This is a genomic window from Corallococcus sp. EGB, assembly GCF_019968905.1.
Taxonomy (GTDB): domain Bacteria; phylum Myxococcota; class Myxococcia; order Myxococcales; family Myxococcaceae; genus Corallococcus.
The window spans coordinates 3,043,470-3,063,584 of record NZ_CP079946.1 but is presented as its reverse complement, the minus strand read 5'-3'; the positions used below and the strand labels follow the sequence as shown (position 1 = coordinate 3,063,584).

21 protein-coding genes are annotated in these 20,115 nt (G+C 71.0%); 15 read left to right on the top strand and 6 right to left on the bottom strand.

Going from position 1 to position 20,115, the window contains the following annotated elements:
• Window positions 1-16 precede the first annotated feature (16 nt).
• The 4 genes from KYK13_RS13105 (at window position 17) to dnaB (ending at window position 4,615) form a co-directional block, all read left to right on the top strand.
• A complete protein-coding gene (locus KYK13_RS13105) occupies window positions 17-1,174 on the top strand; it encodes an acyltransferase (protein WP_223644583.1) in 1,158 nt (385 codons plus the stop codon).
• On the top strand, window positions 1,171-2,298 hold the full coding sequence (locus KYK13_RS13100) for a sensor histidine kinase (protein ID WP_223644581.1): 1,128 nt from the start codon (window positions 1,171-1,173) through the stop codon (window positions 2,296-2,298). Before KYK13_RS13105 ends, KYK13_RS13100 begins: the two co-directional genes overlap by 4 nt.
• Entirely contained in the window at window positions 2,295-3,065 is a 771-nt protein-coding gene (locus KYK13_RS13095) for a LytTR family DNA-binding domain-containing protein (protein WP_223644579.1), read from the top strand. Before KYK13_RS13100 ends, KYK13_RS13095 begins: the two co-directional genes overlap by 4 nt.
• Before the next feature lie 155 nt (window positions 3,066-3,220).
• Window positions 3,221-4,615 carry a replicative DNA helicase gene (dnaB, locus tag KYK13_RS13090; RefSeq protein WP_223644577.1) on the top strand — a complete coding sequence of 465 codons (1,395 nt, stop codon included), beginning with the start codon at window positions 3,221-3,223 and terminating at the stop codon, window positions 4,613-4,615.
• A 13-nt stretch (window positions 4,616-4,628) separates the two neighbouring features.
• On the opposite strand, the gene KYK13_RS13085 is transcribed toward dnaB, so the two are convergent.
• From KYK13_RS13085 to thiE, 3 genes are read right to left on the bottom strand one after another with little or no spacing between them, the layout of a single operon-like run.
• Entirely contained in the window at window positions 4,629-5,369 is a 741-nt protein-coding gene (locus tag KYK13_RS13085; RefSeq protein WP_223644575.1) for a bifunctional hydroxymethylpyrimidine kinase/phosphomethylpyrimidine kinase, read from the bottom strand.
• Window positions 5,366-6,136 carry a gamma-glutamyl-gamma-aminobutyrate hydrolase family protein gene (locus KYK13_RS13080; protein WP_223644573.1) on the bottom strand — a complete coding sequence of 257 codons (771 nt, stop codon included), beginning with the start codon at window positions 6,134-6,136 and terminating at the stop codon, window positions 5,366-5,368. The genes KYK13_RS13085 and KYK13_RS13080 overlap by 4 nt, the downstream gene beginning before the upstream one ends.
• 20 nt (window positions 6,137-6,156) lie before the next feature.
• Entirely contained in the window at window positions 6,157-6,816 is a 660-nt protein-coding gene (gene thiE, locus KYK13_RS13075) for a thiamine phosphate synthase (protein WP_223644571.1), read from the bottom strand.
• 93 nt (window positions 6,817-6,909) lie between these two features.
• Here thiE and KYK13_RS13070 point away from each other — a divergent pair, with 93 nt between their 5' ends.
• Genes KYK13_RS13070 through KYK13_RS13060 form a run of 3 tightly spaced genes read left to right on the top strand, consistent with a single transcriptional unit; the run spans window position 6,910 to window position 8,149 of the window.
• Entirely contained in the window at window positions 6,910-7,182 is a 273-nt protein-coding gene (locus KYK13_RS13070) for a hypothetical protein (protein ID WP_223644569.1), read from the top strand.
• On the top strand, window positions 7,179-7,490 hold the full coding sequence (locus KYK13_RS13065; protein ID WP_223644567.1) for a DUF1844 domain-containing protein: 312 nt from the start codon (window positions 7,179-7,181) through the stop codon (window positions 7,488-7,490). The genes KYK13_RS13070 and KYK13_RS13065 overlap by 4 nt, the downstream gene beginning before the upstream one ends.
• Window positions 7,487-8,149 carry a hypothetical protein gene (locus tag KYK13_RS13060; RefSeq protein ID WP_223644565.1) on the top strand — a complete coding sequence of 221 codons (663 nt, stop codon included), beginning with the start codon at window positions 7,487-7,489 and terminating at the stop codon, window positions 8,147-8,149. Before KYK13_RS13065 ends, KYK13_RS13060 begins: the two co-directional genes overlap by 4 nt.
• 39 nt (window positions 8,150-8,188) lie before the next feature.
• Here KYK13_RS13060 and KYK13_RS13055 read toward each other — a convergent pair whose 3' ends face one another.
• Complete coding sequence (locus KYK13_RS13055; RefSeq protein WP_223644563.1) at window positions 8,189-8,707, bottom strand: hypothetical protein; 519 nt, start codon at window positions 8,705-8,707, stop codon at window positions 8,189-8,191.
• Window positions 8,708-8,962: 255 nt separating this feature from the next.
• Between KYK13_RS13055 and clpB the strand changes: the two genes are divergently transcribed.
• Window positions 8,963-11,587, top strand: coding sequence for an ATP-dependent chaperone ClpB (clpB, locus tag KYK13_RS13050; RefSeq protein WP_223644561.1), 2,625 nt, complete (start codon window positions 8,963-8,965; stop codon window positions 11,585-11,587).
• A gap of 66 nt (window positions 11,588-11,653) precedes the next feature.
• Here the strand turns inward: clpB and KYK13_RS13045 are convergent, their stop codons facing one another.
• Entirely contained in the window at window positions 11,654-12,394 is a 741-nt protein-coding gene (locus tag KYK13_RS13045) for a glutathione S-transferase family protein (RefSeq protein ID WP_223644559.1), read from the bottom strand.
• Window positions 12,395-12,586: 192 nt separating this feature from the next.
• On the opposite strand from KYK13_RS13045, the gene KYK13_RS13040 reads away from it, so the two are divergent.
• Window positions 12,587-13,285 (top strand): NADPH-dependent F420 reductase, encoded by a 699-nt coding sequence (locus tag KYK13_RS13040; protein ID WP_223644557.1) that lies wholly within the window; start codon window positions 12,587-12,589, stop codon window positions 13,283-13,285.
• A 98-nt stretch (window positions 13,286-13,383) separates the two neighbouring features.
• Window positions 13,384-13,908, top strand: coding sequence for a 2'-5' RNA ligase family protein (locus tag KYK13_RS13035; protein WP_223644555.1), 525 nt, complete (start codon window positions 13,384-13,386; stop codon window positions 13,906-13,908).
• On the opposite strand, the gene KYK13_RS13030 is transcribed toward KYK13_RS13035, so the two are convergent.
• Window positions 13,889-14,308, bottom strand: a complete 420-nt coding sequence (locus KYK13_RS13030; protein WP_223644553.1) for an arginine repressor — start codon at window positions 14,306-14,308, stop codon at window positions 13,889-13,891. The genes KYK13_RS13035 and KYK13_RS13030 overlap by 20 nt on opposite strands.
• A 180-nt stretch (window positions 14,309-14,488) precedes the next feature.
• Between KYK13_RS13030 and KYK13_RS13025 the strand changes: the two genes are divergently transcribed.
• From KYK13_RS13025 to argG, 5 genes are all read left to right on the top strand, one after another.
• Window positions 14,489-15,493, top strand: coding sequence for an N-acetylornithine carbamoyltransferase (locus tag KYK13_RS13025; RefSeq protein ID WP_223644551.1), 1,005 nt, complete (start codon window positions 14,489-14,491; stop codon window positions 15,491-15,493).
• A gap of 63 nt (window positions 15,494-15,556) precedes the next feature.
• The gene (gene argB, locus KYK13_RS13020; protein ID WP_223644549.1) at window positions 15,557-16,483 is read left to right on the top strand and encodes an acetylglutamate kinase; all 927 of its coding nucleotides are present in this window, start codon (window positions 15,557-15,559) and stop codon (window positions 16,481-16,483) included.
• A complete protein-coding gene (locus tag KYK13_RS13015) occupies window positions 16,480-17,541 on the top strand; it encodes a M20/M25/M40 family metallo-hydrolase (RefSeq protein WP_223644547.1) in 1,062 nt (353 codons plus the stop codon). Before argB ends, KYK13_RS13015 begins: the two co-directional genes overlap by 4 nt.
• Entirely contained in the window at window positions 17,534-18,883 is a 1,350-nt protein-coding gene (gene argH, locus KYK13_RS13010) for an argininosuccinate lyase (protein WP_223644545.1), read from the top strand. Before KYK13_RS13015 ends, argH begins: the two co-directional genes overlap by 8 nt.
• Before the next feature lie 40 nt (window positions 18,884-18,923).
• Window positions 18,924-20,111, top strand: coding sequence for an argininosuccinate synthase (gene argG, locus KYK13_RS13005; protein ID WP_223644543.1), 1,188 nt, complete (start codon window positions 18,924-18,926; stop codon window positions 20,109-20,111).
• The last annotated feature ends 4 nt before the right edge of the window (window positions 20,112-20,115 follow it).

Sequence of the window (20,115 nt, the reverse complement as noted above, 5' to 3'; positions counted from 1 at the left end):
TGGAGGTCCCCACCGCATGAGCGCCCCACCCCGCCCCGTCACCGCGCACCACCCCGACCTGGACTGGCTCCGGGTGCTGGCCATCGTGGTGCTGCACCTGTTCCACACCGGGATGATGTTCAACACCTGGGAGTGGCACGTGAAGAGCCCCCAGGCGCTGCCGGCGCTGGAGCCGGTGATGTCCGTGCTGCACCTGGTGCGCATGCCGCTCCTGATGGTCATCTCCGGCGCGGGCACGGCGTTCGCGCTGCGGCGGCGCGGCCTGGGCGCGTTCACGAAGGACCGGACGAAGCGGCTCTTCCTGCCGCTGGTGTTCGGCATGTTCGTGGTGGTGCCGCCGCAGATCTACGTGGAGCGGCTGTTCCGCGGGCAGTTCCAGGGGAGCTACGCCGAGTTCTACCCGACGGTGTTCGGCTTCGTGCCCTACCCCGCGGGCAGCTTCAGCTGGCACCATCTGTGGTTCGTGGCCTACCTGTTCGTCTACTGCCTCCTGGCGCTGCCCCTCTTCGCGGCGCTGCGCACGCAGGCCGGGGGACGGTTCCTCGCGTGGGCGGACGCGTGGCTGTCGCGAGGGGTGAACGTGCTGTGGCTCGTGGTCCCGCTGGCGCTCACCCGGGTGCTCCTGCGCGACTTTCCGGAGACGCACGCGCTGCTGGATGATCCGCGCACCTTCCTCCTCTACGGCCTGCTGTTCCTCTACGGGCACCTGTTGGGCCGCTGCCCGGGCGCGTGGGACCGGCTGGTGGCGCTGCGCCACGTGCTCCTGGCCGTGGCGGTGGCGGCGCTCTTCGTGGAGGTGGTGTTGCCGTGGCCGCTCATGCCGGTGGTGCCCGCCATCGTGGGGGGCACGGTGCTCCTCTGGAGCGGGCTGCTGACGGCGCTGGCGTACGCGCGTCACCGCGTGCGGACGGCCCCCGCGTGGCTTCCGCGCGCGCAGGCGCTGTCGTATCCGTTCTACATCCTCCACCAGACGGTCATCGTCTGCGTGGGCTTCCTGTGTCTGCGCCTGCCGGTGGGTCCCTGGGCCATGCTCCTCGCGGTGCTCCTGCTGTCCTTCACCGTCACGCTGGCGCTGTGCGAGGGCGTGTCGCGCGTGTCCTGGCTGCGGCCGCTCTTCGGCATGAAGCCGCGCGCGGCGCCCCCGGGCGTCCTGACCCCGGAGGCCGTGGGGTGAGCGACTGGGAGGATGTTCCGTCCACAGGGTGGCGGTGGCCCCGGCTGCGGTTGCGTCCGGCGCTGAAGGTCCTGGCGTTCGGCGTGGCCCTGGGCGTGTGGCAGGGCAGCGCGGTGCGGCTGACGCAGCTCATGCGGCCGAATCCGGGCCCCTGGGCGCCGGCGTTCATCTGGGAGATGACCAGCGCGCTGGCCGTCACGCTGCTCTTGCCCATCCTGATGACGGCGGTGCTCAACGCGCCGTCGCCCCGCGTGGGCTGGATGCGCTTCCTGGGCATCCACGCGGCGGCGTTCCTCCTCTTCACGTCGCTGCACATCGCGCTGATGGCGGGCTTCCGGCACGCGATCTACGCGGTCCTGGAGCTGGGGGACTACGACCTGGGGCCCGCCGTGTACGCGCTGCCCATGGAGGCGCAGAAGGACCTGGTCTCCTACGGCCTGAGCTGCGCGGTCATCGCGCTCCTGTACGCGTGGCGGGAGCGACAGGCCCGTGCGCTCCGGTCCGCGGAGCTGGAGGGCGAGCTGAGGGCCGCACAGCTCCAGTCGCTCACGGGCCAGCTGCACCCGCACTTCCTCTTCAACGCGCTGCACACCATCGGGTCGGTGATGTACGAGGACCTGCCGCGCACGGACCGCCTCCTGAGCGACCTGGGCCAACTGCTGCGCGCGAGCCTGGAGCGCACCGAGCCCACCTGGACGCTGTCCGAGGAGCGCGGCCACACCGAGCGCTTCGTGGCGCTGCTCGCGGCGCGCTTCGGCGACCGGCTGGACGTGCGCTGGGACGTGGCGCCGGGGCTGGAGGCCCAGCGCGTGCCCTGCTTCGCGCTCCAGACGCTGGTGGAGAACGCGGTGAAGCACAACCAGGACCTGCGCGGAGCGCTGGAGGTGCGCATCCGCGCCCGCGCCGAGGCGGACCGTTGGGCGCTGGAGGTGGAGGACACCGGACGCGGCTTCACCGCGCCCTCCCCGGCCTCCGGGCCCGGCGTGGGGCTCACGCAGCTGGCGCGCGTGCTCGCGCTGCTGCACGGCGAGCGGGCCCGGCTGGAACGCGGCGCGGGCCCCGAGGGCGGCGCACGCGTGACGGTGTGGCTGCCCCGCGAGGCGGCCCGGGTGGAGGCGTCATGACGGTGTTCCGCGTGCTGGTGGTGGACGACGAGGCGCCCGCGCGCGCGAAGGTGAAGCGCCTCCTGGCCGCAGACGCTCGCTTCACCTGCGTGGGCGAGGCCCAGGACGGGACGGAGGCGCTCGCGCGCATCGAGGCGCTGCGGCCGGACCTGGTGGTGCTGGACGTGCAGATGCCCGGCCTCACCGGCTTCGAGGTCCTGGAGGCGCTCGGGCCGGACGCCTGCCCCGCCGTCATCTTCTCCACCGCCTACGAACGCTTCGCGCTCCAGGCCTTCGAGGCCCACGCCGCGGACTACCTCCTCAAGCCCTACGACGCAGGACGCTTCCGCCGGGCGCTCGACAAGGCCCATGCGCTCTTGAGCGCGGGGACGCACGGCGGCGCCGCGCTGGACGCCCTGCTCGCCACGGTGGCCAAGGCCCGCCCGGAGCGCCCCCTGGAACGGCTGGTGGTGAAGGTGGGCGAGGGCTGGGTCCCCCTGCGCCTGGACACCGTGTGGCGCCTGTCGTCCGACGACAAGTACGTGCGGCTCCTCACCGCCCAGGGCGAACACCTGGTGCGCCAGACGCTGCGGGCCCTGGAGGAGCGCCTGGACCCCACCCGCTTCGTGCGCGTGCACCGCGGCGACCTCGTGAACCTGGAGGCCGTGGCCCGCCTGGAGCCGTGGACGCACGGCGACGGCATCCTCGTCCTCAAGGACGGGTCCACGGTGATCCTCAGTCGCACCTACCGGGAGGCCTTCCTCCAGCAGTGGGGCGCGGCCGAGTAGTCCGACGCCCCGGGTCGGTTCACCGTCAGGCTGCCCGGGCGCCACGGCGGGTCGCGGCATCCCTCCGGGACCTACCGGGTGCTACAGGCCTGTTGCCGGAAACTGGACGGGCGCTGGACCGTGTCAGACGCTGCCTGTAGAGGTTCCAAGCAGCCATGCAGAACGTCCTGGACGGTAGGGAAGGTCGGCGGGTCCACGAGGACCTTGCCGCGGAGCGCGCGGTGCTGGGCGCCGTGCTGGCGGACAACGGGCTCATCACGCCCGTGGCGGAGGTCGTCCACGCGGACGACTTCTCCAGCCCTTCGCACGCGCAGATCTTCGCCGCGATGATGCGGCTGGATGCCCAGAGCAAGCAGGTGGACCACCTGACGCTCGCGGAGGAGCTGAAGATCCTCGGGCAGCTCGTCGCGGTGGGCGGCCCCGCGTACCTGATGGGCCTGGACCAGGTCGTCCCGCTGGCGGCCAACGCCGTCCAGTACGCCAACATCGTCAAGGACCAGGCCATCCGCCGGCGCCTGGCCAACGTGGGCCGGGAGATCCAGGACCTCGCCAGCCAGGAGACGGGGGAGCTGGAGGTCCTGCTCGACGAGGCCGAGCGCAAGGTCTTCCTCCTCGCGGAGAAGAAGCGCGAAGGCGACCTGCGGCCGGTCAGCGAGCTGATGGAGCAGACGCTCGACCTGCTCGACAAGATGAAGACCGCGGCGACGGGCGTGACGGGCCTGTCCACGGGCTACATCGACCTGGACAACCAGCTGACCGGCCTGCACGCCGGTGAGCTCATCATCCTCGCGGCGCGTCCCGGCATCGGCAAGACGTCCTTCGCCATGAACATCGCGGTGCACGCGGCGCTCAAGGAGAACAAGGCCGTCGGCATCTTCAGCCTGGAAATGCCCGCGGATCAGCTGCTCATGCGTCTGCTCGCGTCCACGGCGCGCGTGGACATGAAGAAGCTGCGCGGCGGCCGGCTGTCGCCTCATGACGAAGAGAAGTTCCAGGAGATGGCGGGCGCCCTCTACAACGCGCCCATCTACATCGACGACTCCGGCGGCCTGTCCCCGTTCGACCTGCGCGCGAAGGCGCGGCGCGTGAAGCAGAAGGACCCGCGCCTGTCGCTCATCGTCATCGACTACCTCCAGCTGATGCACCAGAAGGGCAAGGTGGAGAGCCGCCAGTTGGAAGTGGCGGAGATCTCCCGCGCGCTCAAGCAGCTGGCCAAGGAGCTGGAGGTGCCCATCATCGCGCTCAGCCAGCTCAGCCGTAAGGTGGAGGAGCGCAAGGGCGGCAAGCCCATGCTGTCGGACCTGCGTGAGTCCGGCTCCATCGAGCAGGACGCCGACGTGGTGATGTTCATCCACCGTGAAACCGAGGAGGACGGCGGCGAGGGAGGAGGGGGTGGCGGAGGTGGAGGGGGCGGCGGTGGCGGCCAGAGCAACACGGTCATCCCCGTGGAGCTCATCGTCGCCAAGCAGCGAAACGGCCCCATCGGCTCCGTCGAGCTGGTGTTCCTCGCGGAGTACACGCGCTTCGAAAGCCGCGCCCGCAGCGAGTAGCCCCTCCTGTCGGTCAGTCCCGGCCGGTGCGCAGGTAGCCCGTGACGTGCTCACGGGCCGCTCTCACCGCGGCCTCCGGCCCCGTGCCCCGGCCCAGCTCCGCCGCCAGCGCGGACGCCAGCCGGCAGCCCGTGCCCCGGCGCTCCGGGGGCCGCTTCAGCCTCCGCCCCCGCATCACCACCGTTCGCCCGGCATGGGCCAGCACGTCCGCCAGCCCCTGCCCTTCCGGCAGGTGCCCGCCCTTCACCAGCACCGCGCCAAAGCCGCGCTGGCACAGCGCCTCCGCCGCCTCCTGGGCGTCGTCCACCGTGCCCAGCGCGGACCGGCCCAGGAGCCACGCGGCCTCCTCCAGGTTCGGCGTCACCAGCACGCGCGGGCCCGCCAGCGCCAGGAAGTGCCGGGGCGTGAGGCGCGACAGCACCTGCCCTCGCGACGAGCGCACCACCGGGTCCACCACCCACCACGCGTCCGCGTCCCCGAGCGCCGCCTTCGCCGCGGCCAGCTGCGAGGGCCCGGGCACCACGCCCCACTTCACCGCGTGGAACGGGCCCCACTCGCGCGCGGCCGCCACCTGCGCGGTCAGCATGCGCGGGGACGCCGGCACCACCGCGAAGGTGTGCGCCCCCTGCGCCGTCTGGGCCGTGGGCACCGCCACCGCGTCGCCGCCGCGAGCACGCACCGCGGCCACGTCCGCGAGCAGCCCCGCCCGGCCCGTGGGCTCCAGTCCCGCCAGGAGCAGGACGCGCGGCCTCACCGGCGGTGCTCGCGCGCCTTCTGCACCAGCGACTTGTAGACGCCCAGGTGCACCGGGATGGTCCCCAGCATCAGCTCCGGGTGCCACTGCACGCCCAGCGCGAACGTGTGCGCGGTGGACTCAATGGCCTCCACCACGCCGTCCGGCGCCACCGCGCTCACCGTCACGTCCGTGCCCGGCCTGTTCACCGCCTGGTGGTGCGTGGAGTTCACCATCAGCTGCCCGTGCCCCACGGCCTCCGCCAGCAGCGTGCCGCTCTTCACCTCCACCGGGTGCTGCGGCTGGGTGCGGTCGTGCTTCTGTTCGTGGTCGCGCGCGCCCGGCACCTCCCGCAGGATGTCCTGGAAGAGCGTGCCGCCCAGCACCACGGCCAACAGCTGCATGCCGCCGCAGACGCCCAGCACCGGCAGGTTGCGCTTGAGCGCGCCCCGGATGAGCTGCGCCTCGAAGGCCGTGCGGCCCTCCTTCAACGGGCCCATGCCCTCGCGGGCCTCCTCGCCGTACGCGGACGGGGGGATGTCGAACGCGCCCCCCGTCACCACCAGCCCGGACACCCGCTCCAGGTAGGCGTCCACGCAGGAAGGGTCGTCGGTGTACGGCAGCACGAAGGGCAGGCCCCCCGCGCGCAGCACCGCCTCCGCGTACGGCACCTTCAGCTCGTAGCGGGGGAAGGCGGAGTCAGCCGGCTGGGCCCAGTCCGGGCTCAGGCCGATGTTGGGACGGCGCGGCGTCGCCCCGTGGTGACGCGTGGAGGAGGATGGGTTCATGTGGGAGTACCGCCTCCAGGTTAGAGGCCAGTCCCCCGCGCGCTGTCAAACGCCGCCGCCAGCTGCCGCACACGCCCGGCGATGTCCTGGGCAAGCAGGGCGTCGGACACCACCGCCGCGCCGTGCGCCCCTGTCGCCGCCACGCTCGCGATGTTCGACAGGCCCACCCCGCCAATGCCCACCACCGGCAGCGGGCTCTCCGCCACCACCCGCCGGAAGGCCTCCAGGCCCAGCACCGGCGCGTTCACCACCTTCGTCGCCGTGCCGAACAAGGGCCCCACGCCCACGTAGTCCGCCCCCGCCGCCCGGGCCGCCTTCGCCCCTTCCGTCCCCCGCGCCGTCACGCCCACGTACCGGTCCGGGCCCAACAGCTCGCGCGCCGCCTCCGGGGGCAGGTCCTCGTCCCCCACGTGCACGCCGTGCGCGTCCGACAGGAGCGCCAGGTCCACCCGGTCGTTGAGCAGGCACACCGCGCCCGCCCGCCGGCACAGCGCCACCACCGCCCGGGCCGCCGCCAGCGCCTCCCGGGGCGGGGTGCGCTTCATGCGCAGCTGGAGGATGCGGGCCCCGCCGTCGAGCAGGCGCCCGGCCTTGTCCACCAGCGACAGCTCCGGACGGAGGCTGTCGTCGCACAGCAGGTAGGGGCCTGGGGGAAGCGGGGGGCGGGATGAGACGTTCATCGGATTCCGGGCCTGGGGAGACCAGCGTTGACAGGCGCCCCTCCTGCTATAAGGTGCCGCGCTGTTTTCCAAGCAATTCCGAGGATTTGAATCATGGCCGAAGGCATCAACCCGAAGCACCTCGATAAGCGCACCGCCGAGCGCTACCAGCGCAGCGGCCAGGTGGACGAGGAAGCCTACAAGAAGCACCTCGAGGAGCTGCCGGACGTGGCCGACAAGGCCGTCCCCATCGAGACGCTGATGGACGGCGACATCGACGACGACTTCGATGACGAGGACGAAGACGAGACGGACGACACGGACGACGCCTCCGACGAGGACGAGGCGGACGAGTCGGCCGACGAAGAGGACAAGGCGTCCGAATGAGCCCTTCGGAGAAGCGGGGTGAGACCTTCGTGATGACGGGGGATGCGAGCCCCGCCTCCGAGGAGTCCCTGTCGTTCAGCACCTTCGTCGTCGGGTTGGGTTCCGCCGTCCTCATCCACCTGGGGGGGGCGCCGAACCCGGACACGGGCCGCATGGAGAAGGACCTGCCGGCGGCCCGGCAGAACCTGGACCTCCTGGCGATGCTGCGCGAGAAGACGCGCGGCAACCTCACCGCCGAGGAGGAGAAGCTGGTGGACAACCTCCTGTCCGACCTGCGCATGCGCTACGTGGAGGCAAGCCGGAAGTGAAGCCCCCTGAAGCCACCCGCCCGGGGGCCCTGCCCCGGGGCGTGCGGATCGCCGCCGCGCTGTGCCTGGTGCTCTCCACCCTGACGGGGTTCCTCGCCTGCAGCGAGGCCTCCGTCATGATGAACTTCGAGGCGCACAAGGAAGCGCAGCGGGAGCACACGCCCCCCATCGCGCTCCTGGGCAAGGACCCCGCCGTCACCCAGGCCATCATGGAGGCGCAGCTGTCCGCGCTCTCCCCCATGCGCGAGTCCCGCGCCCTGGTGCTGATGGGCCTTTCCGTGTCCTGCACCCTGCTCTTCTTCGCCTCCAGCCGCATGCTCCGCTCCCCGGACGGCATGCCCCGGGACGGCTTCCGGCAGGTGCTGGGCGCCGCGGGCATCTTCGCCGCGCTGATGCGCACCATCGACGGGGCCCAGTGGACCGTGGTGGCCCGCCACACCAGCCAGGCCATGGTGGAGGGGCTCAAGGGCCTGCCGGAGTTCCAGGACCCGGCCACGGCGGAGCAGCTCTACGCGCTCGTGCCGTCCCTGATGACGCTCAGCGCGGTGCTGCCCACGGTGCTCGTCGCCGGCGGCTTCGCGGTGCTGGCCCAGTACTTCCGCAGCGACGGCGTGCGCGCCGCCATCCTCACGCTCGACGGGCCCACGGAAGACAACTGAGCTCCGGACGGGATTGACGCAGAGGGACGTCCGGGCGCCTCAGCCCGCGTCCGTCTCCGCGCGGGGCTGCGCGGGGTCCAGCAGCAGCGCCTCCAGGGAGGCCATCGCGTCCGCCTCCGAGCCGTCGGCGGTGCCCTCCAGCGGCAGCACGTGGGCCAGCGGGGCGCGGGGCATGCGCAAGAGCTCGTCCCGGGTCAGCCCGAAGACGTACGCCAGGTGGCCCATGGGCCAGCGCGACTGGAGCCGGGCGAACGCCGCGTCATCCAGTTCCTCCAGGGGACACGGCAGCTCCGCGTCCTCGTACACCACCTTCTCTCCCCCCACCCGGCGGCCGTTGCCGTAGGCAATCACCTCTTCGCCCTCGTCCGCGTCGTACACGTAGGCGTGCACGGTGGCGTTGGCGGCGGCGGACAGGAGGCGGGCCAGGGCATGGTGCGCCGCGTACCAGTGGGCGCCCTGCCGGCCCTGGGAGAAGGGCCCCAGGAAGGCCAGGCGCACCACCTTGCGGCGGCGGTTGATGGTGACGCGCAGCGCCGTGGCGGCCGGGGCGCTGTCCATCGACAGGGCTTCCCGGGCCAGACGCACCAGCGCCAACCCGGAGAAGGTGTCGAGTCGAACGAGATAGCCGCCGTGCGCGTCCAGAGTGAAGCCCCCGAGGATGGGCGCCGCCTATAACCGACCCCCCCGCCCCCTGGCAACTTCGCCACCACGATTACCCGGCTGCTTCCAGCGGCTCAAAGTATTCCGGGGAAATCGTTAGCCACACGGGCCGTGTCGCCTTGCCAAGGGGACCCCGGCCCTTACGTTGAAGTCATGCGACTCGACAAATACACGGTGAAGGCGCAGGAGGCGATCCAGGAGGGTCAGTCCCTGGCCCGCCGGGCCGACAACCCCCACTACGAGCCGGAGCACCTCGCCGCGGCATTGCTGGGGCAGAAGGACGGCATCGTCGAACCCCTTTTGCGCAAGATTGGCGTGGACGTGAAGCTGTTCGCGGGCCGGCTGGGCGAAGCGCTCCAGAAGCTCCCGCGCATCCAGGGCGGCGAGAGCGCCATGCTCAGCCAGCGCCTGATGAAGACCTTCGACAAGGCCGAGGACGAGGCCAAGGCGCTGAAGGACGAGTTCACCTCGTCCGAGCACCTGCTGCTCGCGCTCACCCAGGACAAGGGCGCGGTCGGCGAGGCCATGAAGTCCTCCGGCGTGACGCGCGAGCGCGTGCAGGCGGGCCTCAAGGAGGTGCGTGGCTCCTCGCGCGTGACGAGCGCGGACGCGGAGTCCACCTACCAGGCGCTGGAGAAGTACGGCCGCGACCTCACGGAGGCCGCGAGGAGCGGCAAGCTGGACCCCGTCATCGGGCGTGACGAGGAGATCCGCCGCTGCATCCAGGTGCTCAGCCGCCGCACCAAGAACAACCCGGTGCTCATCGGTGAGCCGGGCGTGGGCAAGACGGCCATCGCCGAAGGCCTGGCCCGCCGCATCGTGGACGGCGACGTTCCGGAAGGCCTGAAGAACAAGCGCCTCATCACCCTGGACCTGGGGGCCATGGTGGCCGGCGCCAAGTACCGCGGCGAGTTCGAGGAGCGCCTCAAGGCGGTCCTCAAGGAGGTCGCGGACGCGGCGGGGGAGATCATCCTCTTCATCGACGAGATGCACACGCTCGTGGGCGCCGGGAAGGCGGAAGGCGCCATGGACGCGGGCAACATGCTCAAGCCGGCGCTCGCGCGCGGCGAGCTGCACTGCATTGGCGCGACGACGCTGGATGAGTACCGCAAGCACATCGAAAAGGACGCCGCGCTGGAGCGCCGCTTCCAGCCGGTGTTCGTGGGCGAGCCCTCGGTGCACGACACCATCAGCATCCTGCGTGGCCTGAAGGAGCGCTACGAGGTCCACCACGGCGTGCGCATCCAGGACTCCGCGCTCGTCGCGGCGGCCACGCTCAGCCACCGGTACATCTCCGACCGCTTCCTGCCGGACAAGGCCATCGACCTGGTCGACGAGGCCTCCAGCCGCCTGCGCATCGAAATCGACTCCATGCCCACGGAGATCGACGACATCCGCCGCAAGGTGACGCAGCTCGAGATCGAGCGCGAGGGCCTGCGCAAGGAGACGGACCCGCACTCGCGTGAGCGCCTGGCCGTCATCGAGAAGGAGCTGGCGAACCTCAACGAGATGTTCAACTCGCTCAAGGCCCACTGGGACGAGGAGAAGAAGGCCATCGCGGCGCTGCGCTCCCTCAAGGAGAAGCAGGAGAAGGCGCGCAACGACCAGGCCGCGGCCGAGCGCCAGGGCGACCTCAACCGCGCCGCGGAGCTGAAGTTCGGCGTCATCCCAGGCCTGGAGAAGGAGCTCGCGGCGCAGAACGCGAAGCTGGCGGAGCTGCAGAAGAACCAGAAGTTCCTCAAGGAGGAGGTGGACTCCGAGGACATCGCCGCGGTCGTGGCCAAGTGGACGGGCATCCCGGTCTCCAAGCTGATGGAGGGCGAGATGCAGAAGCTGGTCAAGATGGAGGACCGGCTCGCGGACCGCGTGATTGGCCAGCGCAGCGCCATTGAAGCGGTGTCCAACGCCGTGCGCCGCGCGCGCAGCGGGCTTCAGGATCCGAACCGGCCCATCGGTTCGTTCATCTTCCTGGGCCCCACGGGCGTGGGCAAGACGGAGACGGCCAAGGCGCTGGCGGAGTTCCTCTTCGACGACGACACGGCCATGGTCCGCATCGACATGTCCGAGTACATGGAGAAGCACGCGGTGTCGCGGCTCGTGGGCGCGCCCCCGGGCTACGTGGGCTACGAGGAGGGCGGCCAGCTGACGGAGGCCGTGCGCCGCAGGCCATACACGGTGGTGCTCTTCGATGAGATCGAGAAGGCACACCACGACGTGTTCAACATCCTGCTGCAGATCCTCGACGAGGGCCGGGTGACGGACAGCCAGGGCCGCACGGTGGACTTCCGCAACACGGTGCTCATCCTCACGTCCAACATCGGCTCGCAGGCCATCCAGGAGGGCATGGCGGGAACGGACACGCTCAACGAGAAGACGCGCAGCGAGGTGATGGACGCGCTGCGCGGACACTTCCGGCCGGAGTTCCTCAACCGCGTGGACGAAATCGTCGTCTTCGAGCCGCTGCGCAAGAAGGACATCTACCGCATCGTGGACATCCAGCTGGGCCGGCTGCAGAAGCTGCTCCAGGCCAAGCGCCTCACGCTGGAGCTCACGGACAGCGCGCGGGAGCTCCTGGCGGAGCGGGGCTACGACCCCACGTACGGCGCCCGTCCGCTGAAGCGCGCCGTGCAGAAGTACCTGTTGGATCCGCTCGCGCTCAAGGTGCTCAACGGCGAGTTCGCGCCGGGCGAGCACATCCAGGCGGACGCGGGCCCGGACGGGCTCACCTTCGCCAAGGTGCTGGTGGACAACACGAAGGGCGTGAAGAAGACGGCGTAGTCCTCTTCACCCACGGGGGATTCACGGCGGGCCGCCTTCCCTTCTGGGAGGCGGCCCGTGGTGTTTTCAGGTGCGGCGGTGCTTGTCGTAGAGCGCGTCGCGCCACGCGAGCAGGTCCGGGAAGCGGGCGGTGAGCCCCGGATGGGTCCACACCTCGCGCGTGTTCGGGCCCATGGGCTGGTGCCGGTCCGCCGGTGGTCCCAGCAGCACGAGCATCACCGCGGCCGTGACGTCCGCGTAGGTGAAGCCCGTGTCCAGCAGGTAGGTCCGGCCGCCCAGCGCCGCGCGCAGCTTCTCGTAGGCGGGAGCGACGGCGGCCTCGATGGCCTCCGGATTGCCGTCCGTCACCTGGTGCTTCTTCACCACGAAGCGCATGATCATTCGCGCGGAGGGCGCGAACACCGGGCGCAGCCAGCCCGGGACGAACCTGGGCAGCATCTCCGCCTGGACGCGGGAGCTCGCCAGCATGCGCGGCATGGCGTAGGCGCGCGCCGCGTCCAGCACCTCCTCGCTGGTGCTGTTCCAGGCGGTGATGGCGTCCAGGTGCGCGGCCGGGAAGAGCGGGCTGCCCTGCCCCACCGCCTCGGCGCGCTTCGCGATGGCGAACGAACCGTGCGCGGCCGGATGGGGTGGCTCCACGAGGAGCGGCACCGAGGGCTTCTCGCCGGGCGCCACCTGCTTGCGCAGCCAGCGCTCCTGGAGGAGCGGGAGGTAGTCCTGGTAGCGGTAGGCCACGCGGTGGTGGTCCAACGCCCACCGGGCCTTCTCCGTCCAGCCCGACGTGGACAGTCCGACGAGGGTTCGCATAGGGACCGCGACCCTAGCAGCCCGTCGGGCTCCGAGCCTCAGCGCTCCCGCGGGCAGGCGGCCGTCACCCTGCGACGCCAGTGATCCAAAGCGCTCACGAAGAATTCCCTCTGGGGCCGTGCATCGCGAAAACAGGTCAGGCATCCGACCGGCGCTTGCAGTCGTGGGACTCACTTCCCGGTGGAGGACGACATGAAGATCGGAATCATTGGCGCGGGGCTCATTGGCGGAACGCTGGCGCGGCGGTGGACCCAGCTGGGCCACGAGGTGTCCATCGCGAACTCACGCGGGCCGGAGACGCTGCGCGAGCTGGCGAAGGAGACGGGCGCGAAGGCCGTCACCGTCGAGGAGGCGGCGAAGGCGGGCGAGGTCGTCGTGGTGACCATTCCCCAGAAGGCGGTCCCCCACCTGCCGAAGGGCTTGTTCGCGAACGTGCCGAAGGACGTCGTGGTCATCGACACGGGCAACTACTACCCCGTGCGCGACGGCAGCATCCCGGAGCTCGAAGCGGGCACGCCGGAGAGCGAGTGGGTCTCGAAGCTGCTCGGCCGCCCTGTCATCAAGGCCTTCAACAACATCTTCTACATGAGCCTCGGGGAGAAGGGGGTGCCCAAGGGCACGCCCGGCCGCATCGCGCTACCGATCGCGGGCGATCCCCCGGAGCACCGCGCGAAGGTGATCAAGCTCGTGGAGGAGCTGGGCTTCGACGCTATCGACGTGGGCGGCCTCGCGGACTCGTGGCGCCAGCAGCCCGGCACGCCGGTCTACACCCGCGACCTCGACGCGCCGGGCGTGAAGAAGGCCCTCGCCGAGGCCGAGCGCTCGCGCCTGTCGGAGTACCGCAAGAAGGCCGACGACTCGCTGAAGGCCTTCCTCGCGTCTCAGAAGTGAGCCCGGCGCTCCCCCCGTGGCTTGAGCACGCCGTCGTCGAACGGCGCGGGCAGTGAAGACCTTGTGGCGCGGCGCCGCCGTGCCAAGAGTGCTCCTTCATGCCCGCGCCCTCCGAAGCCCCGCTGATCATCACCGCCGAGCTGGAGCCGGAGGCCTTCGCGCGCCTGGACGGCCTGCGCCGCCGCTACTTCCCGGCCGAGCGCAACGTCATCCCGGCGCACGTCTCCCTCTTCCACCACCTGCCCGCGCACGAACAGGACGCCGTGGAGGCCGCGCTCGAGGTCGCCACCGAGCGCCGCTCGCCCACGCTGCGCCTCACGCAGCCGAGAAGCCTGGGACGCGGCATGGCGGTGGACGTGGAGGCGCCTGACCTCACTCCCGTGCATCGCGAGCTGTCCCGCGCGTTCGCGGAGTGGCTCACGCCGCAGGACCGGCAGCCCTTCCGCCCCCACGTCACGCTGATGAACAAGGCCACCGTGGAGGATGCGAAGGCCGCGCTCGCGGAGCTGGCCGCGGACTGGGCCGCCTTCGATTCACACGCGCCCGCGCTCCTGCTCTGGCGCTACCTCGGCGGCCCGTGGGAGCCCGTGCGCCGCTTCCCGTTCACGGGCCGCGCTGGATGAGCTCCTCCACCGCCTCGCGCACGTCCCGCAGGTACGACGGATCCCTCACCGCGATGAAGATGGTGTCGTCGCCCGCCACCGTGCCCGCCAGCCCCTCCACCTCTTCTCGATCCAACGCCAGCCCGAAGATCTGCGCGTAGCCGGGCGCCGTCTTCAGCACGAGCATGTTGGGCGGCGCCTCGATGATGGTCACCGACGGCGCGAGCGGCACGGGCGTCACCGGCGCCTCGGCGCGCTGATAGCGGCCGTTCACCTTCTGCACGTTCAGCTTCTTCAGCCGCCGCGACAGCGTGGACTGGCTGGGCGTGTGCCCCGCCTCTTCGAGCAGCGACTGCAGGACGAACTGATCCGGAACGTCCTGCCGGGAGATGAGCTCAAGAATGGCGTCGTCCAGGTTCATTCAGGTTCACCATGCATGCGGCTGAATACGCACGCAAGGCGCATGAAAATCCCCTGAGAATTCTCTTGTGCGCTGCGCCGTTCTGCATAATATCCGCGCCTCCTCAACGAATATGCATGAATTCAAGTGCATATTCAGCAGTCCCCATCCATCCAGCGCGGCCGGGGGAGCACGAAGCCCATGAAGCATGTCACCCGCATCCAGGACCTGGGCCCGGAAGGCGTCGAGGCGGTCCTCTCGCAGGCGGCCGCGTGGAAGCAGAAGGATCCGGGGCACATCTTCCCGGGGAAGCTCCTGGGCATGGTGTTCTTCAACCCGTCCCTGCGCACGCGCACGTCCTTCGAGGCGGTGATGCTGCGCTCGGGCGGGCACGCCATCGTGCTCGACGTGGGCTCTGGCGTGTGGAAGCTGGAGGACCGGCCCGGCGCGGTGATGAACGCGGACCGCGCGGAGCACATCAAGGAGGCCTCGCCCGTCCTGTCGCGCTTCGTGGACATGCTCGGCATCCGCACCTTCTCCCAGGGCGGCGGTGACGAGGAGGACGAGGCCGACCCCGTCATCAACGCCTTCCGCAAGTGGGCCACCGTGCCGGTGGTGAGCATGGAGTCCGCGCGCGAGCACCCCTGCCAGGGTCTGGCGGACGCGCTCACGCTGCGCGAGACGTTCGGCACCACGAAGAAGCTGCCGGTGACGCTCACCTGGGCGCCGCACATCAAGCCCCTGCCCAAGGCCGTGCCCAACTCCTTCCTCCTGTCCGCGGCGGCCGCGGGCTGCGAGGTGCGCGTGGCGCATCCGCCGGGCTTCGACCTGCACCCGGCCGTGCGCGCGGAGGCGGAGGCGTACGCCAGGGCCACCGGCGGCAGCATCACGTACACGCACGATCAGGACGAGGCGCTGGTGGGCAGCCGCGCCGTGTACGCGAAGTCCTGGGGCCCGAGCGCGCAGACGGCGCACTCGCCCGCGGACGTGGCGGCGCTGCTCGCGTCGTACTCGGGCTGGATGCCCACGCGCCGGCACATGGCGAAGGCCGCGAAGGACGCGGCCTTCCTGCACTGCCTGCCCGTGCGCCGCAACGTGGAGGTCGCCGACGAGGTGTTGGATCATGCCAGCAGCCGCGTCGTGGACGAGGCGGGCAACCGCTACCACGTGCAGCGCGCCCTCCTGGCCTGGATGCGCGGCGGCTGATTGACACGGCCCGCCGCCCCACCCTCCTTTCCGTCCCCCTTTTGAATTTCCAGAGGTCCGACCGTGCCTTTGTCTCCTGATCCGTACGCCGCGCTTCGCAACGCGGCGAAGTACGTGAAGCAGTTCCGCAGCAAGACCTTCGTCGTGAAGCTGGGCGGGGCCGTGCTGACGGATCCGCGCACCCGCAAGGCCGCGTGCGAGCAGATCGCCCTCCTGTGGGCCTTCTCCATCCGCCCCGTCGTGGTGCATGGCGGCGGTCCGGAGCTGGACGCGCTCTGTGACGCCCTGCACCTGCCCATCGAGAAGGTGGCCGGCCGCCGCGTCACCTCCGCGCCCGTGCTGGACGCGGCGAAGATGGTGCTCGCGGGCAAGCTGCACACGGACCTGCTCGCGGACCTCCAGGCCGCGGGCGTCCCGGCCGTGGGCCTGTCCGGCGTGGACGCGGGGCTCATCAAGGCGCGCAAGCGCCCGCCCGTGCTCGTGACGGAGCCCGGTGAGACGCAAGGCCGCATGGTGGACTACGGCCTCGTGGGCGACATCGAGTCCGTGGACACGCGCGTGGTGGAGCACCTGCGCGGCGCGGACTACGTGCCGGTCATCGCCCCGCTGTCGGGCGGCCAGGACGGTGCCGTGTACAACACCAACGCGGACACGGTGGCGGCGGCCCTGGCGGCGGCGCTGCACGCGGAGAAGCTCTTCTTCATGGTGGAGGTGCCGGGGCTCCTCAAGGACGTCTCCGACCCGTCGTCGCTCATCTCGCTGGCCACGCTGTCGGACCTGGCGTCGCTGGAGGCCGAGGGCCGGCTCACGGGCGGCATGCGTCCCAAGGCGCACGCCATGCGCCACGCGCTGGTAGGCGGCGTGGGCAGCGTGCACCTGGTGAGCGGCAAGCAGTCCGACGCCCTATTGGAGGAGGTCTTCACCAACGAGGGCAGCGGCACCATGGTCGTGCGCGAGCACCCCGTGAAGCACGGCGAGGCCAAGGGTTGAACCCCGCCGAGCTGCTCACCGCGCTGGTCGCCACGCCCAGCGTCTCCGGCGACGAGGCCCGCATCGCGGACCTCGTGGCCAGCCATGCGGAAGGCTGGGGTGCCCGCGTGCACCGCCAGGGCCACAACGTCTGGTTCAGCGTGGGCAGCGGGCCGAAGCGCCTGCTCGTGAACTCGCACCTGGACACGGTGAAGCCGTGCGCCGGGTGGAACACGGAGCCGCATGAGGCCGTGTGGAAGGACGACACGCTCTACGGCCTGGGCGCCAACGACGCCAAGGGCTGCGTCACCGCCATGCTCCTCACCGCGAAGGCGCTCCTGGAGGACGGCGCGCCCAGGGGTGTCGAGTACGTCTTCGCGCTCACCGCCGAGGAGGAGACCGGCGGAAAGGGGCTGGGGCCGCTCCTGCCCACGCTCGGGCCGCTGGACGCCGCCATCGTGGGTGAGCCCACGTCGCTCAGGCCCTGCACGGCGCAGCGGGGCATGCTGCTCCTGCGCTGCGTGGCGCATGGCAAGAGCGGCCACGTCGCGCACGCGCATTCGGGAGGGCTGGACAACGCCATCCTCAAGGCGGCCCGGGACATCCAGGCCGTGTCCGCGCTGCGCTTCCCCGTGCACCCGCTGCTGGGTGAGGCGCGGGCACAGGTGACGCAGGTGTCCGGAGGCCTGGCGCGCAACCAGGTGCCGGACCGGTGCGAGTTCTTCGTGGACCTGCGCACCACGCCGGGCATGGACCACGCGAAGGTGGCGGAGGACATCGGCAAGGCGCTGGAGAGTGAAGTGCTGGTGCACTCCGCGCGCTACCTGCCCAAGGGCACGGACGCGTCGCACCCGCTGGTGCGCGCGGCGGTGGTGGCGTCGGGCCAGGACACGGTGGGCTCCAGCACCACGTCCGACTGGGCGTTCCTGGGCGACGTCCCGGCGGTGAAGGTGGGCCCGGGCGACACGCTCCGCAGCCACCAGGCGAACGAGTACCTCACGCGCGCGGAGCTGGAGGCGGGGCTCGCGTTCTATCGACGACTGCTGCACGGCTATGCCGGGGAGGTGTCGCGTGGCTGAGACATTGTGGGGCAAGGGCCAGCCGTTGGACGCGGCCATCCACGCCTTCACCGTGGGCGACGACCCGGTGGTGGACCTGTCGCTCGTCCCGCACGACGCGCTGGGGAGCGCCGCGCACGCGCGCATGCTCGCGCACGTGGGGCTGCTGGCGCCGGAGGCCGCCGCGTCGCTCGTGAGCGCCCTGCACGCGCTGCACGACGAAGCCCGCGCGGGCCGCTTCACCATCCGCCCGGAGCAGGAGGACGGCCACACCGCGCTGGAGGCCGCGCTCGTGGAGCGCACCGGCGAGGCGGGCAAGCGCATCCACCTGGCGCGCTCGCGGAATGATCAGGTGCTGCTGGCCCTGCGCTTGTTCATGCGCGAGGAGCTGCTCGCGCTGGGCGCGCGCACGGCGGAGCTGGCGGGCACGTTCCTGGACTTCGCGCAGAGCCACGCGGACCTGCCCCTGCCCGGCTACACGCACCTGCGCCGCGCGATGCCGTCCACCTTCGGCCTGTGGGGCATGGCGTTCGCGGAGGGACTGCTGGAGGAGCTGGAGGCGCTGAAGGGCGTGTGGGGGCGGCTCGACCGCTGCCCGCTGGGCGCCGCCGCGGGCTTCGGCGTGCCGCTGCCCATCGACCGTGAATATGTCGCGCGGTTGCTTGGTTTTACGCGCGTTCAACGCAGCCCCATCGACGCGCAGGACAGTCGGGGGCGGCATGAAGCGGCGCTGCTCACCTGGGCGTGCTCGGTGGCGGGCACTCTGGAGAAGTGGCTGTGGGACGTGCAGCTCTACAGCATGGACGAGTTCGGCTTCCTGGCCCTGCCGGATGCCTTCACGACCGGCTCGTCCATCATGCCGCAGAAGAAGAACCCGGACGTGGTGGAGCTGGCCCGGGGCCGCTGCCGCGAGCTGCGCGGCCTTTCGCACCAGGTGGAGGCGGTGGCCGGCGGGCTTCCCTCCAGCTACCACCGTGACTTCCAGCTGCTGAAGCGCCCCACCCTCCAGGCCCTCACCAGCGCGAAGGCGCTGTTGGAGGTGCTCTCGCGGCTGGTGCCCGCGCTGAAGGTGAACGTGGAGAAGGCGCGCGCGGCGTGCGACGACACGCTCTACGCCGCGCACCACGCCTACGCGCTCGTGGCCCAGGGCCAGCCATTCCGTGACGCGTACCGCGAGGTGGGCCGCCAGCTGAACGAAGGCACCTTCCAGCCGGACCGCGGCGCGCTGACGGCCACCCACCTGGGTGGCGCCGGCAACCTGGGCCTCGCCACCGCGCGCGAGGAGCTGGCGGACGCGCGCGACTGGCTCACGCGCACCCACGCGCAAGCGGCCCAGGCGGCCGCCCGCGTCTGGGCCCCCTGAATCCTTTCATCACCCCTTTCGCAGCAACAGGAGTCCGAAGATGAGCAAGAAGTCCGTGGTGCTGGCGTTCTCCGGCGGCCTCGATACCGCCTTCTGCACCGTGTACCTGCGCGAGCAGGGCTGGGACGTCACCACCGTCACCGTGGACACGGGCGGCTTCCCGCCCGAGCAGCTGGAGCGCATCCAGGCCCTGTCCCAGAAGCTGGGCGCGGTGGCGCACCACACGGTGGACGCGCGCGACACCCTCTTCCAGGGCTACCTGCGCTTCCTCATCGCCGGCAACGTGCTGCGCGGCCAGCTCTACCCGCTGAGCGTCTCCGCCGAGCGCGCCTGCCAGGCCGTGGAGGCCGTGCGCATGGCGGAGAAGCTGGGCGTGCAGGCCGTGGCCCACGGCAGCACCGGCGCGGGGAATGATCAGGTCCGCTTCGACGTGGCCTTCCGCACGCTCGCGCCGCAGCTGCAGCTCATCACCCCCATCCGCGACCTGGCGCTCTCCCGCCAGCAGGAGATCTCCTTCCTCGCGGAGCGCGGCTTCCACCTTCCGGCGAAGACGGGCACGTACTCCGTCAACGAGGGCATGTGGGGCACGTCCGTGGGCGGCCGTGAGACGCTGGACTCGTGGAGCACCCTGCCGGAAGCGGCCTTCCCCGGCGGCGAGATCCCCACCGGCCTGAAGCCGCAGCCGCTGATCATCTCCTTTGACAAGGGCGTGCCGGTGGCGCTCGACGGCAAGGCGATGTCCGCGGTGGCCGTGGTGGAGAAGCTCAACGCCGTGGGCCGGCCGTACGGCATCGGCCGGGGCGTGCACCTGGGCGACACCATCCTGGGCATCAAGGGCCGCGTGGGCTTCGAGGCGCCCGCCGCGCACCTGCTCATCGCGTCGCACCGCGAGCTGGAGAAGCTGGTGCTGTCCGGCAAGCAGCTCTTCTGGAAGGAGACGGTGGGCAACCTGTACGGGTCGCTGCTGCACGAGGGGCACTTCTTCGACCCGCTGGTGAAGGACCTGGAGGCGTTCCTCGCCTCCTCGCAGGACCGCGTGACGGGCGAGGTGAAGCTGGTGCTCACCCCGCGCGCCCACGTCGTGGAAGGCGTGCGTTCGCCACACTCGCTGATGGACGCGAAGGTGGCCACGTACGGAGAGGCCAACGTGTTGTGGACGGGGACGGAGGCGGCGGGGTTCGCCAAGCTCTACGGCGTCGCGCAGATGCTCTCGCAGAAAGCGAAGTGACGAC

Coding starts and splice junctions, on each gene's coding strand:
- KYK13_RS13105 (WP_223644583.1), top strand. CDS start 17: ATGAGCGCCCCACCCCGCCCCGTCACCGCGCACCACCCCGACCTGGAC.
- KYK13_RS13095 (WP_223644579.1), top strand. CDS start 2,295: ATGACGGTGTTCCGCGTGCTGGTGGTGGACGACGAGGCGCCCGCGCGC.
- KYK13_RS13030 (WP_223644553.1), bottom strand. CDS start 14,308: ATGAACCTGGACGACGCCATTCTTGAGCTCATCTCCCGGCAGGACGTT.
- KYK13_RS13035 (WP_223644555.1), top strand. CDS start 13,384: ATGCCCGCGCCCTCCGAAGCCCCGCTGATCATCACCGCCGAGCTGGAG.
- KYK13_RS13080 (WP_223644573.1), bottom strand. CDS start 6,136: ATGAACCCATCCTCCTCCACGCGTCACCACGGGGCGACGCCGCGCCGT.
- KYK13_RS13045 (WP_223644559.1), bottom strand. CDS start 12,394: ATGCGAACCCTCGTCGGACTGTCCACGTCGGGCTGGACGGAGAAGGCC.
- KYK13_RS13065 (WP_223644567.1), top strand. CDS start 7,179: ATGAGCCCTTCGGAGAAGCGGGGTGAGACCTTCGTGATGACGGGGGAT.
- KYK13_RS13055 (WP_223644563.1), bottom strand. CDS start 8,707: ATGGACAGCGCCCCGGCCGCCACGGCGCTGCGCGTCACCATCAACCGC.
- clpB (WP_223644561.1), top strand. CDS start 8,963: ATGCGACTCGACAAATACACGGTGAAGGCGCAGGAGGCGATCCAGGAG.
- thiE (WP_223644571.1), bottom strand. CDS start 6,816: ATGAACGTCTCATCCCGCCCCCCGCTTCCCCCAGGCCCCTACCTGCTG.
- dnaB (WP_223644577.1), top strand. CDS start 3,221: ATGCAGAACGTCCTGGACGGTAGGGAAGGTCGGCGGGTCCACGAGGAC.
- KYK13_RS13025 (WP_223644551.1), top strand. CDS start 14,489: ATGAAGCATGTCACCCGCATCCAGGACCTGGGCCCGGAAGGCGTCGAG.
- KYK13_RS13070 (WP_223644569.1), top strand. CDS start 6,910: ATGGCCGAAGGCATCAACCCGAAGCACCTCGATAAGCGCACCGCCGAG.
- argG (WP_223644543.1), top strand. CDS start 18,924: ATGAGCAAGAAGTCCGTGGTGCTGGCGTTCTCCGGCGGCCTCGATACC.
- KYK13_RS13040 (WP_223644557.1), top strand. CDS start 12,587: ATGAAGATCGGAATCATTGGCGCGGGGCTCATTGGCGGAACGCTGGCG.